The sequence below is a fragment of the Billgrantia kenyensis genome (genome assembly GCF_013697085.1).
GTDB classification, from domain to species: domain Bacteria; phylum Pseudomonadota; class Gammaproteobacteria; order Pseudomonadales; family Halomonadaceae; genus Halomonas; species Halomonas kenyensis.
The window spans coordinates 34,672-51,665 of sequence record NZ_JACEFT010000029.1 but is presented as its reverse complement, the minus strand read 5'-3'; the positions used below and the strand labels follow the sequence as shown (position 1 = coordinate 51,665).

Below are 16,994 nucleotides of genomic sequence, written 5' to 3'. Positions count from 1 at the left end.
AAGCTGCTCCAGAGCGCCCAAAAGCGATGGAGGAGGATTAAACACTTCCAGAAGCTGGAACTCGTCGTGAGCAACGTCAAGTTCCACGACGGGGAGCAAGTAGCCGATCAATCAGACAGGAATGCGGCCTGACTGCCATCCACCAGATTTGACGATAACTCCGTGCAGTGAAACCAGCAGCGGTTCGCCGCGCTCGTTCACGCGGAACTGGCCGTAGCGGGCGGGCTCGTAGCGTTCGGCATGGCCTTCCTGAAAGAAGAAGGCATCGGTGGCGAAGCGTACCCGGCCGTTGCGCAGTCGATAGCGCAGGCGCCTCTCGTCGGCATCCAGCGACTCCTCCGCAGACCCCAAGCGCTGGAAGTGGGCCACGCCACGGTCGTCGAGACGCACGATGACGTAGCCGTCAGCAGCATGCGGCTCGTCATCCGCGAGGCGCCGTTGGTACAGCGTGTCGCGAATACGATTGGCGATGTCGAAGTTCAGCGCCATGTAGTCGCCCTGCATCAGCGAGCGCGGATCCACCGGTGCCAGTTCGAGAAATACCGCCTCGCCCTGAGCCAGATGGCGCTCTTTGCTCCAGATGGCCAGGTTGACCACGGTCAGGCTCAGCGCCGTGGCGGCAATCACCACGACCAGGTTCCGTCTGGTAGCCGACTTCATGCGTCCGCCCCCTCCTCTACTGCGACGCTTGCCCCGGTGTGCCAGCGGCACAGCAGCACCCAGCGTATCGCCAGCAGCAGCAGGCCGAGCGCGAACAGCGTCATGGCCTTGGCCAGCAAGGTGACATCAAGCCAGTAGTAATAGCTGCCGATGGAGAGCAACAGCAGCAGCCCGCCGAACCCCATGACCCCGCGATGACCGATGGCAAAGCCCAGCGCGACCACCACGGCACCATGACTCAGGCCATGCGCCTCCAGCGAGAGCAGCGCCAGCAGCAGCACGGCGGTATAAGTGGCGACCCGCATGCCCGGTTCGACCGCATGGGCATGACGCTGAAAGAGATGCCGAAGCAGCAGCAATAGCGCCAGCAGGCCCAGGGCATCTCCAGCCCAGGGCTCCAGCCAGTCGAGCCCGCTGCCCACGAAGTAGCGCCCCAGCAGCAACGACTGGCCGAAGTAGCCGACCGACTGTATCGCCAACAGCCCCAACAGCAGGCCATAGCCCAGCGCCTCCAACTGGCGAACATGGGCCGGCCAACGAAACTCGTTCAGCCACAGGACGGTCAGCCCCAGCAGCATCAGCCCGCCGGCCATCGTAGGAGCGGAAGCGGTTTCGACCATGGCCAGATAGAACGCCAGGCACGCGGCGAAGGCGGAAAAGGTACGGTGGGTCAGACTCGGCATGACCAGGGCGAGCACGGCCTGTAGCACCAGCAGCGCCCACCACAGCCCAGCGTTGTCCCACCCCAGCGTAGAGCCCAGCACTGAGGCCAGCGCCCAGGCCACCAGCATCTGCCCCGCCAGGCTCGCGGCCAGGGCCAGATGCTCGAGGAAATCGCTGTGCGTTTGTCGCAGCAGCGCATAAGCGCCGCCAATCAGCATCAGGCCCAAGATGGCCGAGGCGACGCTGCTGTCGAGCAGGAACACCGCGCCCATGCCGATGAAGCCGAGCAGGAACAGTGCGGCCAGCCAACCCGAGAACGCCTGAATGGCACGCACGAACCAGGGCGTTTCGATTGGCGCTGCGACGTCGGGCTGGGATACGGCAATCCCACTTTCGATGAGCTTATTCTCCAGCGAACGGCTCATGACGACATCTCCCGGTGCAGCCGCTTGAGCCAGAACACTGCCGCGGCTCCCATCGCCAGTACCGCCATGGAGAGCACCAGAAAGCTCTCCGCGCCGCCCTGCCACAGCAGATGCCGACCCAGCAGCAGCGTGACCACGACGATGACCGACAGGCAGCCGCCCGCCAACATGAACAAATCAGGCCGCCAGTGGCGATAGACGACGTAGAGCGCCACCAGCCACAGCAGATACACCGGCAGCACTGGGGAAAATGCCAAACGCTCAGCGACGACCCAGCTCATCATCAGTAGCGTGAGCGGTACACCGCCGCCCAGCGCCAGCAGTTGCACGGGCCATCTTCGCGACAGCCAACGCCAGCGCCGTGCACCCAGCTCCCACACCGCGAGCGCCAGCGTATTGAGAATGAAGAGTCCCCACAGGGCGCCCGTATCGCCGCTGAACAGACCGAAGAGCCCGCCCCAGGTGCGGAAATAGAGCGCAAGAGAGAGGTTGAGCAACCCCAGCCACAGGATCCACAGCGCATCGAAGCGCGCCACCAGCGCCCAGGGCAGCATCAGCAGCGCCCAGAAGAAGAACAGCTCCCACGGGTCGGCACCGGTCTGGTACACCTGGCCGACCAGCGCCAGCAGCACGCCCAGCAGCAGAGAAGCCGCCATCAACGCGACCCGAGGCACCAGGTCGCTGGCGGCACCGCGCACCTCGGCCCATACGTACACCGCGATGGCCGCCACCAGTGCCGCTTGCACCAGGCCAAAGCGCAACCCTCGCCCCATCTCGGCCCAGTTGTAGGCGACCAAAAACAGCACGCCGAAGACCAGCGCCAGCGCACCCAGCCACAGCAGCAGCCGGTCCAGGAACACCCCCCAGGCCCGCCCCGAAGGGTGCAGTCCGGAAAGCGCGACCGCCCGCGCCACCTGCTCACGCGGTATCGCGCCGCGCTCGATCAACGCCACCAGCTCACGGCGAATGGAGACCATATGGTTTTCCCTATGCTGCCAACCAGTAGCTCGATAATGTCTCAGCTTGCTTCAATACCAGCTCAACGGCTTCCGGCGCCTTGTCGGGCGGGTACTTGTATCGCTGCAGAGTACGCCGCACCAGAATGCGCAATCGGGCTCGCACACTCTCGCGCACCTGCCAGTCAACAGTAGTGGACTTACGCAACTTCTCGGTGACCTCGACCGCCAGCTTTTTCAGTGTTTCATCCCCTAGCTCGCGAACGGCACTCTCATTAGTGGCCAAAGCGTCGTAGAAAGCGACCTCATCAGGACTTAGCCCAAGATCCTGCTCGCGTGACATCTCGACCTTGAATTGCTTGGCCATCGCAATCAGCTCTTCGATTACCTGAGCGGTTTCGATGCCCCGGTTGTGGTATTTACGGAGCGTCTCTTGGAGACGATCGGAATACTTCTTCTCCTGCACCACATTGCTGCGGGTCTTGGCCTTGATATCGTCCTTGAGCAGCTTTTCCAGTAGCTCCACCGCCAGGTTGCGATAGGGCATCTGGCGCACATCCTCGAGAAACTCGTCGGAGAGCAGCCCAATGTTAGGTTTGTCGAGCCCACACAGGCCGAACACGTCGGTCACACCCTCCGCCACCAAGGCGTTGTCCAGGATCTGCTTGAGCGCCGAGTTCTTCTCTTCCTGACTCAGCTTGCTGTCTACGCTGGTCACTTTGGTGATGGCCGCCTTTATCGCGGAAAGGAAGGCAATCTCCTTGTGCAAGGCACGGGCCTCATCCAGGGTACCGCATAAGGAGTAGGCCTTGTTCATCGCCAACACTGTATTCAGGAAGCGCTTCTTGCCATCCTCTAGACCGAGAATGTAGTTGGCGGCAGGTACCAGCAGTTTCTGCGGGGCTTCCTGAAAACCACTGTAATCGAAGCCTTCGCCCCCGGGCCCCTTGGCGAACATGCCATGGATCACATCGAGCCGCTCCAGCAATACCGCGTAGGCCTCCTCGGCACTGTGGGTTGGTGCCCCCCGGCCCTGAGCCTCGGCATAGGTCTTCAGCGCCTGCTTCAGCTCGTTGGCGATCCCGATGTAATCCACCACCAGGCCGCCCGGCTTGTCCTTGAATACTCGGTTCACCCGCGCGATGGCCTGCATCAGGTTATGGCCCTTCATCGGCTTATCGACATACATGGTATGACAACAGGGTGCATCGAAGCCGGTCAGCCACATGTCTCGCACTATCACCAGCTTGAGAGGATCGTCGGGATTCTTGAAACGTGCCTCCAGGCGTTTCTTGGTCTTCTTGTTATAGATATGCGGCTGTAATAGTGCCTTGTCGGCAGCGGAGCCAGTCATCACGATCTTGATCACGCCCTTTTCCGGATCGGGATCATGCCACTCCGGTCGCAGAGCGGTAATCTCATTGTAGAGGTGAGCGCAAATCTCGCGGCTCATCGCTACGATCATTGCCTTTCCAGTGATGGTGGCATTGCGCGTCTCGAAATGCTCTATCAAATCGGCGGCCACCTGCTTGAGACGTGGCTTGGAGCCAACCAGCTTTTCCAGGCGGCTCCACTCCCCCTTGGTGCGCTCGCGGTGGCCAATGTCTTCCTCGTCCTCGATGACCTCCTCAACCTGATCGGATAACTGTTCGATCTCGGCCTGGTTGATCTCGAGCTTGGCCAGCCGCGATTCATAGTAGATCGGCACCGTGGCGCCGTCTTCCACCGCATCCTGAATGTCGTAGATGGAAACGTAATCGCCGAAGACAGCGCGGGTATTCTTATCTTCACTATCAATCGGCGTGCCGGTGAAGCCAATGAAACACGCGTTGGGGAGCGCATCGCGCATATGCTTGGCGTAGCCGAAGGTGTAGCGGCCACTTTGCTTGAGGTTGGCCTTCAAGCCATATTGGCTACGGTGGGCTTCGTCTGAGATCACCACAAGATTATGGCGATCATTGAGTACCGGGTGTTTTGACTCCCCTTCCAGCAGGGTGAACTTCTGAACCGTGGTAAAGATGATCCCGCCCGCCTCGCGTTCGGCAAGCAAGCCGCGCAGGGTATCGCGGTCGTCGGCCTGCATCGGCTCCTGACGCAGTAGCTCGCGAGCAGCGCTGAAGGTAGCGAAGAGCTGGCCATCCAGGTCGTTGCGATCGGTCACCACAATCAGCGTCGGGTTATTCATCTCCGGCTGCTGGAGCAGCATACCCGCATAGCAGCACATGGAGATGCTCTTTCCTGAACCCTGGGTGTGCCACACCACGCCGGCCTTTTTGCTGCCTGGCACTACCCTGTCGCCATAATTGGCACGGCGCTCCGCCACTTGCCGGGAATCGTCCGGTCTGGCGGCGATCACCGTGGCCCTCACCGCTTCGCGGACCGCATGAAATTGATGATAACCAGCGATTTTCTTTACCAGCTTCTCGGCGTCGCTCTCGAACAGCACGAAGTAGCGGATGTAGTCGAGTAGCAGCTCACGGTTGAAGAATCCCCTTACCAGGATCTCGAGCTGCCACTCCAGCAGCGGCTTGTCGTCCTCGTGCTTGATGGTGCGCCAGGGCATGAAGCGCTCTTGACTCGCTGTCAGCGAACCCAGCCGCGCGTTGTAGCCATCACTGACCACAAGGGCTTCGTTGGTAACGAACAGCTCGGGCACTTCTTCCTTGTATGTCTGCACCTGGTGGAAGGCGTCCCAGATATCGACCTTCTCGTCGGTGGGACTTTTCAGCTCCAGCACTGCCAACGGCAGCCCATTGATGAAGGCGAGCAAATCAGGCCGGCGAAGTTGCTTGCCTCCAGCGATGGTGAACTGATTGATGACACGAAAGCGGTTGGCATCGACCTGGGCAAAGTCGATCAGGAAGGCGTGGTCATGTACTTGTCGATCTTCACACTTATAGGTGACCGGCACACCTTCCACCAGAAGACGCTGGAAAGCGCGGTTATTCACCACCAGATCAAGACTCCCAGGATGCGCCACCTGGGCCAGCACCTGCTCCACGGCATCCTCCGGTAGCTGTGGATTCAGGCGCCGGACCGCCGCATCGAGATCGCCCAGCAGCATCACTTGGCGGTAATCCTGGCGCTCCGGCGTATCGCCATCAGGAGCGATATCCGGGCCATGGGAGATCTCCCAGCCATTATCGGCGAACCACCCCAGGCAAAGCTGTTCCAGTTGGCTCTCACTGATCATCGCCTGGCTCCTCGGCCACATAGGCCTGGCTGGGGTGATTGGGCTTGGTGGGATAGAGCAACTTGAGCCGCCGCGCCCTGACCAAGGGTTGCAGATAGTGCTTGCGCAACGATTCCGCCGAGCGATTCAACAAGCGCGTCAGCTCATCCAGTCGTAATGGACGCCGCGAGCAGAGTGCCAGAATCACCCCTTCCACCTTGGCTTTCGGTGCCTTGCCCTTCGTGGCAACTGGCTCTGCCAGTACCCGCAGCTCCTCCCAAGGTCCGGAGCTAGCACCCAAAGGTCCGGAGCTGGCACCCAAAGGTCCAGAGCTCGGCGCCAAAGGTCCGGAGCTTACGTCCAAAGGTTCAGAGCTGCCCTCGAAAGGTTCAGAGTTGGCATCCGCCTCCCCTTCCGCCATCTCCAGTTCCGTGAAGATATCCTCCAGGTGCGCATTGGGAAGGAAGTACACCGTGCCCCGCCCGGCGCCATTCCTCAGCATCAGCCTCTTATCCACCAGACCCGCAAATAGCTGGCTAAGGTCGCGAGGGTGGATATCCAGAATGGACATCATGCGGCCATGGTCCACCGTCTTCTCGATAGCGGCCGTCACCAGGATCAAGCGCTCCTTATCGGTCAGTCTGGAGAAAACCTGCTCCCCTAGAGAGTCGCGCAGCTCAGCTAGCACCGACTCCGGCACCAGGCTGAGCATATGTAGCTCCAGCAAGGTCTGGTCGGAAGGCGAGTGAGCCTCGCGAAGTACCGGCTTGCGCCAGTGCTGGCTCGACCAGCCCTGGAAGATCTTGGGCAACCCCGAGCCTGCATTCTCACCCAGACCGATGTAGCGGAACATGTTTTGCAGCAACCGGTTGCGACAATCGCTGTGTCCCCCGGCCATGGCCTGATCCACCGGTACACGCATCAGGCCAGGATTGCGAAAGCCGAACATATCCGGTCGTTTGACGACCAGGACCGAGGCTCGCCCAGTGTAGTCCGCGTGCACCAGGGTATTGACCAGAGCCTCACGCAACGACTTGTGCACCAAGGTATCGTCCTGGCGCTGGTCTCCCTCCAGAGTGAAGGGCACCTTGAGATCGGCAGTCAGCTTGCGAATCACCCGGCGATAAAAATCGAATACGTTACCCGACCAGCTACCATCCAGGGTCAGCCGGTCGACCCAGCGCAATTCTGCCTTGGGCTCGGGACGCTCCTGATAATCCAGCATGTAGTTGGGGAACGCTTCGATGATAGCAACCTGCTGGCCGAACATAAGCAGCCCGGCTCGGGTCAGTCCCGAGCGCTCGGTTTCCCGGTCCTTGCGCCATCCACCGATCTGATACAGAAACGCCTGGGCATCCAGTTGGTTCCAAGGGTGATCGGGCTGCAGGTTGGCATAGAGCTGGCGATACTGATTGAAGCTGTCGAAGTTAAGATCGTCCAGCCCGAAGCCCCGCAGGATCTCGTTGTCGCGGCTGTCCTCGACCTGTTCGGCCAGCATTCGCCGCACCGGCTCCTCATCCAGCAAATGGTCGGTACTGTTGAAGCGCCGGTAGGTTCCGGTCAGGGGATTGCCACGCAGAAATACCGGCCGCTGCTTGCGAGTCGCGGCCGGTACATGGATATGTACGACGGTCTTGCCTTCGATCTCCAGGACACGCACCCAGCGGTCCCTCAGCAAGTTGGCGCTGACCTTCTGGGTGTTATTAAGCCCGGTCCAAAGTTCATCGAGCACCTTCTGCGGATCGGCAACGCCTTCCAGCTCGAAACGGCCACCCGACTTCTCGCGTACACCCAGGAAAATATCGCCACCTTGGGTATTGGCGAAGGCACTGTAAGTCGGCCAGAACTCCTTGGGCAGTGCCCCCTTGCCGTCTCGCCCCTGTGCCAGCTTGCACTCCACGTCCACGCTCTCGCGCAGGGCGGCGATGTCCTCCAAGGAATCGATTTCAAGCACCGGGCACCTCAACCGCTGGCAGCGCCTCCTGTTTCAACTGCTGGCTGATCGTTCTCAATGGCTCGCGCAATGCATTTTTCAATCGGGTCATATGGTCGACCAGCCAGCGAATCATCTCCGGCCAGTTGGCTTTGTCGTAACCATCGATGGCCAGTAAGTCAAGCCGTTCACGTGTATCACTGAAGCCGTCGAACTCCTTCTGAATGATCAGGAGTTCCTCACCGTCCCCTTGGGCAAGCGCCTGTGGGCAGTTCTCCAGCCACTCCTGCAAGTGCTTACGCTTGGAAAAGCCCAGCTCGCCAAAACGCCTAGCGTCCAGCGGCACAATTCGATTTTGTGCAGAGTCGATCTTATACATAGGCAACGTCCTGTAACTCGGCCAGGGCATCCGGCTTCAGTGTCCAATTACTGCTCGCATCAGTTGCCAGACCATGCCTAGCCGCGAAATGGCCAATCTTGTTCTAACAACTCCTGAGCACTGAGTCTTGTTGTATATCACAGCACCTGAATAGCCCGCTGCGCTTCTACAATCTCATATTGACTGAAAACCTGCACACCATGGCTAAGTAGCAACGCCGAAGTAACGCCGGTACCGAGTCGCTTGGTACCCGAGAAGCTACCATCGTAAATTTCCGTGCTGCCGCAAGAAGGGCTGTGTTCAGTCAGGACTGCCACCTTGATGTCATGCCGCTGGCATAGCTGTAGTGCCAGTGAGGCCCCGCTCAGGAAAGCCGCGGTGAGATTTTCACCGTGACGATCTACGACCCGCGCCGAGCCGGCCAGTACGTCGTCCCCATCACCGGCGATGATTTCCGCGGTCGCCCTGGGTATGGGTAGGCCGGCATCGACCTCGGGACACACCGCAACCACTCTGCCCTCGGCCTGCCATTGGGCAAGGATTTTCGACCCAGAGCTCTTGGCGCCACCGTCATAGCGAACCTGCTTGCCAAGTAGGCAGGCACTTACCAGTACCTTATCCATACCCTCCCCCCCCTCGCACCCACTGCAGAACTCAGCGATCCGCGGCCTATTCTTGAAAGTACGTTATTCTTGCCCCAGATAGCGCGGCTTGGCGATACCTTCCAGCTCCGCCATGGGAATGCTCAGTTCCGGCTGACCAAGGGCGTAGGGGGTGATCGCATAGACGTTGTACTTCACCACCCAGGCGGTTTCGAGCGGCGCTACGTTCTGGCTTGGATGAAATGGCCAGCTGGCGGCGAACGCCTCGTCCAGTTCCTGATCTCTCAGCCAACGCTGATGGGCCCGGGCCAGGGCCTCCTGGAAGGCCGGAGCCTGACCGTCGAGTAACATGTCCTCGAGCGTCACCTCGCTCCCCAAGCGCTCATCGATGACCATGAACTCGGTTAGCGGCATGCCGTGGGCCTGCCCGGCGTGGTAGACATAGCTGCCGAGTTCGATGACCAGCAGATCGTGATGCCGGGCCACCACCTTCGCTTCGAGCGAGGCCTGGCTGGCGGCATGTGGTGGGGCGTAGCGGCGATCCTCCCGGGCCAGCGCGAAAAACGCCTCGGCATAGGCTTCCCACGAGTCCCGCGGCCACTCGGTCTCGCCATCGGTTATGCCCTGCCCCATCGCCAACAGCCGTGTGCGCAGCGCCTCACTCAGCTCCGGCGAGTCGGGGAAGTGCAGCGCCCTCACCTCCATCTCGGCGCACTGCTCCTCCGGGCAGTCGGACTCCACGAAGTGCACCTCAACGGGTTCATGCGTCATCCCGGCTCTATCGTCCGACTCCTGCTGTGCCTGGCAACCGGCCAGAACCACTCCCCCCACGAACAGCATCGTGCAAATGCGATATATCATCTACCGCCCGCCCTGTTGGTCAAGCCGCTTCATTCGGTGTTTTCACCATCACTCTTACCCCCCACCGGTGCCCGAACGCGCGGCTTCTCATGCTTTTCTTCCGTTGCGATATCGTCCTGATTGAGCACCACGATATCCCGCGGCCACCATTCGGGGTGATAAGTGCGGATGAAGTTCATCAGACGTTCGCGGATCTGCATCTCCGCTATCCAACCGGCGAAAGGATCGGAGGCCATCAGGTAGCAGGTCACGGTCTGGGTCTTTTCGGTTTGTCCCGTCACATAGCAGCACAGTTTGTGATGCTCGACGACGTTATCCTCCTCCTCGGCGAACTCGAAGAATTTATGACGGATTAGCTCGATATCTGCGCTCAGATGCAATATCAGCTCCAGCTTTCGATACATCTTGGCATTCTTGACCGAGAGGTTATGAAACGGCTGGGAAACAAAGTAGGTCACCGGCACGATCAGACGCCGCTCGTCCCACACCCGCAGGCGAATGAAGGTATAGAAGATGCCTTCCACATAGCACCACTGCCCTTCGAACATCACCAGATCGCCGATGCGGATGGGCTTGGCCAGCGAGACCTGGAAGGAGGAGAGAATGTTGCCGAGTACCGCCTGACCGGCGATACCCACCAGCACCGCCAGCACGCTGGCCGAGGCCAATAGCGACAGACCCAGCGTCTCGAACAGTTCGATCTGGCTCAGCACGTAGACGGAGACGGCGATGACCGTGACCAGAATGATGACCCGGCGCACCGCGTATAGCGTCGTGAGCAGCTGGCGCTCGTCCTTCGGCTTGGTGTCGTCGATCTCGCCCACGAAGCGCCGCGTCACCTTGAGCAGCACGGTATCGACCAGACGCAGCGCAATCGTGCCCACTCCCCAGGCAATCAGGATGATCAGCAGAGTGTGAATGAAGGTGGTGGCCACGGCGGTGAAGGAGACCACGTAGTCAAGCAGCACCTGGGCCACGAAGGCCATGACCAGCAGCGCCATGGGCACGCCGATGCGACCGGCGAAGATGCTGGGCGCGCCGTGGGGAAACCAGTACGCCAGCAGGCCGACCAGGGCGTGCACGCCCCAACCCACCAATCCGATCAGCAGCAGGAACAACGGTATGGCGATCCATTCCCAGACCTGGAGCATGCCCAGCGACGTCTGGAAGCGCTCCGGAATGTAGGCCTCCAGCGGCGAGGGGCCAAACTCTTCATACAGCAGCGGGATCGAGGTGACGCTGTCAGCGGAGATCAGCCACACCGGCTGCTCGTCGTCTACCCCGTAGCGGCTAAGGCGAATCTCGTAGGTTTCACCATCGACCGTCATCGAGGCCAGCTCGAGGCTGCGACGCGGCTCACCCACCAGTGGATGCTGGCCGGAGGGGTCCTCAATGGCGGCATCCTCACGGCTGGGAAGGTTGGAGACGCTGAACCATTCGCCGCGCCTGAGCACGGAGGCCAGCTGCCGTGCCAGCTCGGGGCCCTTCTGTTGCTGCTCCGCTTCGTCCAGCTCGGAAAGATTGAGCAGATGAGCCGCCGTCGCGTACTCTTCGTTTTCGGTGAGCCTTTCGAAGCTACGGGCCGAATCCCGGGGCGTCAGCCGCTCGACCTCGTCGGGGGCTTCATCGAGCCCGGCGTTGAGGGAGTCGAGAGGGAACCACTCTCGCTCCTCGCTCTCGTCATCCTCTCTCTCAGTGCCGTTCTCGCCCACGCCCTCCGGCAGTTCCGCCGCAACGGGCGTAGAGATGAGTAGCACCATCGCCAATACGGCGAGTAGTGGCGACAGCCGCCATGCGCTGAATCCTTTCATACGCGTGTTCCTGATCGAAGCGGGTACGCTGCCTCTTCTTTGATGGCAAGTTCATGCCAATCGGGCCGGAGGCCAGCAGGCCCGGTGGCTGCTCGCAGTACAGCTCACCGGCAGGTGCTTCGTCCAGTCCCTGACGACAATACAGCGGTCTGAATCAGGCGCCAGGATTGCCCAGCGACCTCAGCTTATCCTCGCTCAGGGTGATCTCTTCGTTGCGGTTGATGCCGACGCCGCGCTCGAGGATGCTGCGCGCGATCTCCTGCGCCTCCTCCAGGGAGTGCATGACGAAGGTGCCGCACTGGTACTCGTTGAGCTCGGGGATGTCTTCCATGCGCTTGACGTTCAGCACGTCCTGCATGGCCGCCCGCCACGCCTCGCTGACGCGCTCCTCGCTGGGGCTGCCCAGCAGGCTCATGTAGAAGCCAGTACGGCAACCCATCGGCGAGATATCGATGATCTCGACGCCCTTGCCGTTCAGGTGGTTGCGCATGAAGCCGGCGAACAGGTGCTCCAGGGTGTGGATACCCTTCTCGCCCATCATGTCTTCGTTGGGCTTGTTGAAACGCAGATCGTAAACCGTGATGGTATCGCCTGAAGGCGACTGCATGGTCTTGGCCACGCGCACGGCCGGGGCGTTCATGATCGTGTGGTCGACGGTGAAGCTATCAAGCAGGGGCATGGTCAGTCCTTGGTGTTCGATCAGGTTTGCCAAACTGCCCATGATAACAGAGGGAACCCGCCGACCGTCACCGATGCTATGGCCATTCACATCAGCCGCTCATTGCACGGCGACCTCCTTGGCCGCCTGCCAGTCGGTTCCTTGCGGCGTGTCGCGAATCGTCACGCCGAGTGCCTCCAGCTCGCCGCGCAGCGCATCGGCCCGGGCGAAATCGCGCTGCTCACGGGCGCGGTTGCGCTCATCGATCAGCGCTTCGATTCGGGCCACCGGCAGCGCAGCGGGGCGCACCTCGTCTGCCAACGCCTGCAGCGCGAGGGAAGGTGGGTGCTGCAGCAGGCCCAGCAGCTCGGCGGAGGCCAGTAGGCGCCCCTTGAGCTCGGCCTGCTCGGCACGCTCACCCTCGCGCTCGGCCCGTTCCAGCTCGGCCACCAGCTGCTGCAGGCGGCTCAGCGCCACGGAGACGTTAAGATCGCTCTCCAGCGCCTCGAGCACCGCCGGGTCAGGTTCAGCCGACTCAGCCTCTAGCGCCTCCACCTTTGCCAGCGCCACATAGGCCCGCCGCAAGGTGCGCCGAGCACTGTCGAGGCGTTCGGCATTCCAATCCAGCGGCCGCCGGTAATGAGTCGACAGCAGCGCCAGGCGTACCGCCTCGCCGGGGGCCTGGTCGAGCAGGTCGCGCACCAGCAGCACGTTGCCGAGCGACTTCGACATCTTCTGCCCATCGACGGTGACGAAACTGTTGTGCACCCAGGTGTTGCAGTAGCGCGCGCCGTGGGCGCAGGTGCCCTGGGCGATCTCGTTCTCGTGGTGCGGGAAGATCAGGTCCTGCCCGCCGCCGTGGATATCGATGGTGTGGCCCAGGTGGCGGCCGATCATCGCCGAGCACTCCACGTGCCAGCCGGGCCGGCCGCGGCCCCAGGGGCTGTCCCAGCCCGGCTGATCCTCGGTTGAGGGCTTCCACAGTACGAAATCCAGCGGATCGCGCTTGTAAGGGGCCACCTCCACTCGGGCCCCGGCCAGCATGTCTTCCGGCCGGCGGCGGGAGAGCTTGCCGTAGTCGGGGTAGGAAGCAACATGAAACAGCACGTGCCCCTCGGCCTCATAGGCATGCCCGCGCGCCAGCAGCGTTTCGATCAGCTCGATGATGGCCGATATATGATCGGTCACCCGCGGTTCCAGGTCGGGCGCCAGCACCCCCAGCGCCTGCATGTCCTCATGGTAGGCCCTGATGTAGCGCTCGGTGATGGTGCCGATCGGCACGCCTGCCGCTGCCGCCGCGGCGTTGATCTTGTCGTCGACGTCGGTGAAGTTGCGCGCATAGACAACTTGCGGGTAACGCTGACGCAGCAGGCGTGCCAGCACGTCGAACACCACCGCCGGCCGGGCGTTGCCGATATGGGCGAAGTTATAGACCGTGGGGCCGCAGACATATAGCGTGACCCGGTCAGCCCTTTCGGTACGCAGCGGTTCCTTCTGGCGGGTCAAGGTATTGAAGAGTTGCATCTCGCTCCTTCGGCTATTCGATATCGTCGAGAAGTGGGGTAGTCCAGTTCCACTCGCTGCGCGCCACGGCGTCATGTGCGTGCAGGCTTTCGGCATGCACTACACGCAGCTGAAAACCTTCGATACCGGGCTGCTCGCGCAGGGCATGATGCAGGCGGCGCGCGGCATCCTCGCAGAACATCAGGTTCTGGCCGTTAGCCAGGGCGAAAGCCTGCTCGTCGATCCGTTTCACCGCCGTTTGCAGCGCGGTGCCCAGTGCACGCTCAGTGCGATCCACCAGCCTGACCAGCGGCAGTTCATCCAGGTCGCGGGCCAGACGCAGCGAAAGATGCGCCTGGCTGCGCTGGCTGTGGGGCGTGGCCAAGATGCCCTGCTCGCTGCCCAGCCAGGCCCGCACTGCCTCGCGGCTAACCGGCATGTCGGTGAAGTCCTCGTCAAAGGCCTGCTGGATCAACTGGCGCGCCAAAGCCGCGGAACAGGGGCAGGTGGAGGAGTAGCCCACCGTGAGCTCAAGGGTGGCGTGAAAGCCCTGGCTGTCGCGCCGACAGCGCAGCGCGAAGGGATAGCGCTTCCACCCCGCCAGTGGGCTGATCAATGCCGGGCGCTTGAGCATCGCCTCGCCGCTGAGATCGAGGTAGGCGGAATGCGAGAGCCCCCGGTGAGTGTCGAGAAAACCTTCCAGCACGGCCGCCACACGCGCAAGCGAGAGTTCCCGCTGTTCGAGTTCGGCCAGCAGCAGGTAAAGACGCGACATATGAATGCCACGTGCCATGGGATCGTCCAGGCTGACACCAGCCGAGGCCTGGCCCGTCACCCCTTGCCCTGCGACCTCGAACGGCAGGGCGATCCCCTCCATGCCGACCCAGCTCAGGGTGCCAAGCCGGGTGGCGGGAGCAGCGGCGATATCTTCCAGCGGTAACCTGTTCATCGAGTCGAGACCTTTACGCTTATCGGTGCGCATATGTTATAACATAACATTTTCAGCTTTCCGACCCGCAGGAGCCGGCATGACACAGCGCTTCGACACGCCGCCACACACCCTTGACACCCCTGCTCCCACTCCCTCCGTAGCGGTAACCAAGCCGCAACACACCCTCTACCGACGCCGCTGGGCAACGGCGGCACTGCTGGTAGCCGCTGGAGGCATCCTGCTGCTACTCCAGCTAAACGCATGGCAAGGCATGAGCCTGCAGCTGCTGGCCTGGCAGCGCGAGCTGCACCGCAGCCTGACCCTGGCTATCAGCGGCTGGTCGGACGCGCCCTCCTGGTCGAGCGGCTGGTGGCTGATGGCGCTAAGCTTCGGCTACGGCGTGTTCCACGCCGCCGGCCCGGGCCACGGCAAAGCCGTGCTCTCCACCTACCTGGTCTCCCAGGGCGGCGGCATCAAGCGCGCCCTGGGGCTCTCGTTCAGCGCCGCCATGCTGCAGGGGCTGATGGCGATCGCCCTGGTACTGGTGCTGGTGAAGGGACTCGGTTGGCTGACCCGTCAGGCCATGGGCAGCGTGGCGGGGTTGGAGCTGGCCAGTTTCCTGATGGTGGCCATGCTCGGCGTCTGGCTGTGTCTGCGCGCCAGAAGGATACTGCGCGCCGGGAATCGCGCCAGCGATTCACGGCCCCATGCCCACACGCCTGCCCCGGCTGCACTCAGCCTGCAGGCAGTGCCGACGGGGGCCGCCCACGACCAGGCGGCAGAGGAGCAGCCCAACTTTCAGTTTCATGCTCACGCGGCGGGCTCACGCCAGGCTCTCCTCCACACCCACTCGGGTCACGGTTGCGACTGCGGTGCCCGTCATCACGTGGCACCGGAGGAGACCGGCGACTGGCGCACGGCCACTGCCACTGTGGTCGCCATCGGCATGCGGCCCTGCAGCGGCGCCGTGCTACTCATGGGGGCAGCGAGCCTGCTCGGCCACATGGCTCTGGGGGCTGCTGCGGTCATGACCATGGCGCTGGGCACGGCGTTGACCGTTTCCGCCCTGGCCCTGCTCAGCGTACTGGCGCGCGACTGGGTCACCCGGCTCTATCTCAAGTACGATCTCAAGTACGATCTCAAGCACGGCAACGGCCGCTTGGCACAGCTGAGCCGCCTTGGCGGCTGGCTGGCACTGACCGGCGGCGTAGCGCTGGTATGGCTGGGTCTGTCGCTGGCCTGGCATGCCGTCACGCTGCCGGCCGCAGGACCGGTGCTGTTCTCATGATCGGCAAGCCGCCCGCTGCCTGGCCTTCCGGCAACGGGCGCTGCTGTCAGGTCTCCCGGCCGGGCTGGAAGTAGTCGAACAGCCGGGTGACTGCCTCCGGCGCCACGCCGTTGGTGATGAAAACGAAGCGTGAGACGCCGTCGGCGCAGGCTTCCACCGGAAGCGGCTCCGGCGGGTGGAAGATGTGCTGCACGCCATGCAGGGCCAGCGGCTCATCGCGTCCGGCCACGTTGACGATGGCCTTCACTCGCAGGATCTTCTCCCCCAGCAGCGACATCAACAGGTCGAGCCAGTCTTCGAGCACCTCGGGCCTGATGGGCGCCTCGACGGTAAAGCAGAACGAGCGGATCTGCTCGCCGTGGCGACTAAGCACCGGGCTCGCCGTCGGTGCCACCATCGACACCAGAGTGTCGGCCGCGGTGGGTGCCTGGCCGCTGGCCGGGGTGACCTGAGCATAGGAGGCCGCACGCAGCCACTCGTCGGCTCGCGACTGCCTGGCCGGCAGCCCGCCCCCGATCAGCCGAGCCACATCGACCTGGCCATGGCGCACATGCAGCTGCTCGGCGGCCGGGTTGATCGCACTCAGGCTGCCGGCAAGCCTGGACACACGTGCCTCGTCCACCAGGTCGGTCTTGGTGATCAGCAGCCGGTCGGCGATGGCCGCCTGGCGCTGGGACTCGCGGTGCGCATTGAGGGTCGAGACGCCGCTGGCGGCGTCCACCAGGCAGATCACCGCATCCAGCGAGAAACGGTGGGCCAGCCAGTGGTCGGTCATCAAGGTGTGCAGGATCGGCGCCGGGTCGGCCAATCCCGTCGTCTCGATTACCACCCGGGTGAACGGACTGCCGCCCTGCTGTTCGATCTGCTCGAGGGCCTGCTGCACGGTGCGACTCAGATCGCCGCGAATGGTGCAGCACAGGCAACCGCTGCTCATCTCCACCACGGTGTGCTCGTCGCTCTCGGCCACCAATCGATGATCCAGGCCGATATCGCCGAACTCGTTGATCACCACCAGGGCATCCTTCATCTCGGGCTGGCGGACCAGGTGGTTGAGCAGCGTGGTCTTGCCGCTGCCGAGAAAACCGGTCAGCACGGTGACGGGGATCAGATCGCAGTTCTCGAGGCTCATGCAGGGCACCGTAACGGTTTCGG

At 62.4% G+C, this 16,994-nt stretch carries 14 protein-coding genes and 1 pseudogene; 2 read left to right on the top strand and 13 right to left on the bottom strand.

The features are described from left to right. Positions 1 to 132, top strand: a pseudogene (locus H1D44_RS17525) (IS256 family transposase); the annotation flags it as partial. Here the strand turns inward: H1D44_RS17525 and H1D44_RS17520 are convergent. The 12 genes from H1D44_RS17520 to folE2 form a co-directional block, all read right to left on the bottom strand. Next, entirely contained in the window at positions 112 to 660 is a 549-nt protein-coding gene (locus tag H1D44_RS17520; RefSeq protein WP_181516380.1) for a GDYXXLXY domain-containing protein, read from the bottom strand. The pseudogene H1D44_RS17525 and the gene H1D44_RS17520 overlap by 21 nt on opposite strands. Next, positions 657 to 1,748 (bottom strand): DUF4401 domain-containing protein, encoded by a 1,092-nt coding sequence (locus H1D44_RS17515; RefSeq protein ID WP_181516379.1) that lies wholly within the window; start codon positions 1,746 to 1,748, stop codon positions 657 to 659. Before H1D44_RS17515 ends, H1D44_RS17520 begins: the two co-directional genes overlap by 4 nt. Beyond that, positions 1,745 to 2,725, bottom strand: coding sequence for a DUF2157 domain-containing protein (locus H1D44_RS17510; RefSeq protein ID WP_181516377.1), 981 nt, complete (start codon positions 2,723 to 2,725; stop codon positions 1,745 to 1,747). The genes H1D44_RS17515 and H1D44_RS17510 overlap by 4 nt, the downstream gene beginning before the upstream one ends. Positions 2,726 to 2,735: 10 nt before the next feature. Continuing rightward, positions 2,736 to 5,894: a type I restriction endonuclease subunit R gene (locus H1D44_RS17505; RefSeq protein ID WP_181516390.1), complete on the bottom strand. Its 3,159-nt coding sequence runs from the start codon at positions 5,892 to 5,894 to the stop codon at positions 2,736 to 2,738. Then, a complete protein-coding gene (locus H1D44_RS17500) occupies positions 5,887 to 7,830 on the bottom strand; it encodes an ATP-binding protein (protein WP_181516375.1) in 1,944 nt (647 codons plus the stop codon). Before H1D44_RS17500 ends, H1D44_RS17505 begins: the two co-directional genes overlap by 8 nt. Then, a complete protein-coding gene (locus tag H1D44_RS20865) occupies positions 7,823 to 8,188 on the bottom strand; it encodes a DUF4268 domain-containing protein (protein WP_220128153.1) in 366 nt (121 codons plus the stop codon). Before H1D44_RS20865 ends, H1D44_RS17500 begins: the two co-directional genes overlap by 8 nt. A 137-nt stretch (positions 8,189 to 8,325) precedes the next feature. Then, the gene (locus tag H1D44_RS17490; protein WP_181516373.1) at positions 8,326 to 8,811 is read right to left on the bottom strand and encodes a 2-thiouracil desulfurase family protein; all 486 of its coding nucleotides are present in this window, start codon (positions 8,809 to 8,811) and stop codon (positions 8,326 to 8,328) included. A gap of 63 nt (positions 8,812 to 8,874) precedes the next feature. Continuing rightward, positions 8,875 to 9,561 (bottom strand): RsiV family protein, encoded by a 687-nt coding sequence (locus tag H1D44_RS17485; RefSeq protein WP_238984394.1) that lies wholly within the window; start codon positions 9,559 to 9,561, stop codon positions 8,875 to 8,877. Between the two features lie 119 nt (positions 9,562 to 9,680). Continuing rightward, positions 9,681 to 11,462, bottom strand: coding sequence for a mechanosensitive ion channel family protein (locus tag H1D44_RS17480; protein WP_181516369.1), 1,782 nt, complete (start codon positions 11,460 to 11,462; stop codon positions 9,681 to 9,683). A 154-nt stretch (positions 11,463 to 11,616) separates the two neighbouring features. Then, positions 11,617 to 12,141, bottom strand: a complete 525-nt coding sequence (gene luxS / locus H1D44_RS17475) for an S-ribosylhomocysteine lyase (RefSeq protein WP_181516368.1) — start codon at positions 12,139 to 12,141, stop codon at positions 11,617 to 11,619. Between the two features lie 99 nt (positions 12,142 to 12,240). Beyond that, positions 12,241 to 13,644 (bottom strand): cysteine--tRNA ligase, encoded by a 1,404-nt coding sequence (cysS, locus tag H1D44_RS17470; protein ID WP_181516366.1) that lies wholly within the window; start codon positions 13,642 to 13,644, stop codon positions 12,241 to 12,243. A gap of 13 nt (positions 13,645 to 13,657) precedes the next feature. Next, complete coding sequence (folE2, locus tag H1D44_RS17465) at positions 13,658 to 14,572, bottom strand: GTP cyclohydrolase FolE2 (protein ID WP_181516364.1); 915 nt, start codon at positions 14,570 to 14,572, stop codon at positions 13,658 to 13,660. A 79-nt stretch (positions 14,573 to 14,651) separates the two neighbouring features. On the opposite strand from folE2, the gene H1D44_RS17460 reads away from it, so the two are divergent. Next, positions 14,652 to 15,842, top strand: a complete 1,191-nt coding sequence (locus H1D44_RS17460; protein WP_181516362.1) for a nickel/cobalt transporter — start codon at positions 14,652 to 14,654, stop codon at positions 15,840 to 15,842. A gap of 46 nt (positions 15,843 to 15,888) precedes the next feature. Here the strand turns inward: H1D44_RS17460 and H1D44_RS17455 are convergent, their stop codons facing one another. Beyond that, a complete protein-coding gene (locus H1D44_RS17455; RefSeq protein WP_181516360.1) occupies positions 15,889 to 16,971 on the bottom strand; it encodes a CobW family GTP-binding protein in 1,083 nt (360 codons plus the stop codon). Positions 16,972 to 16,994: the final 23 nt, after the last annotated feature.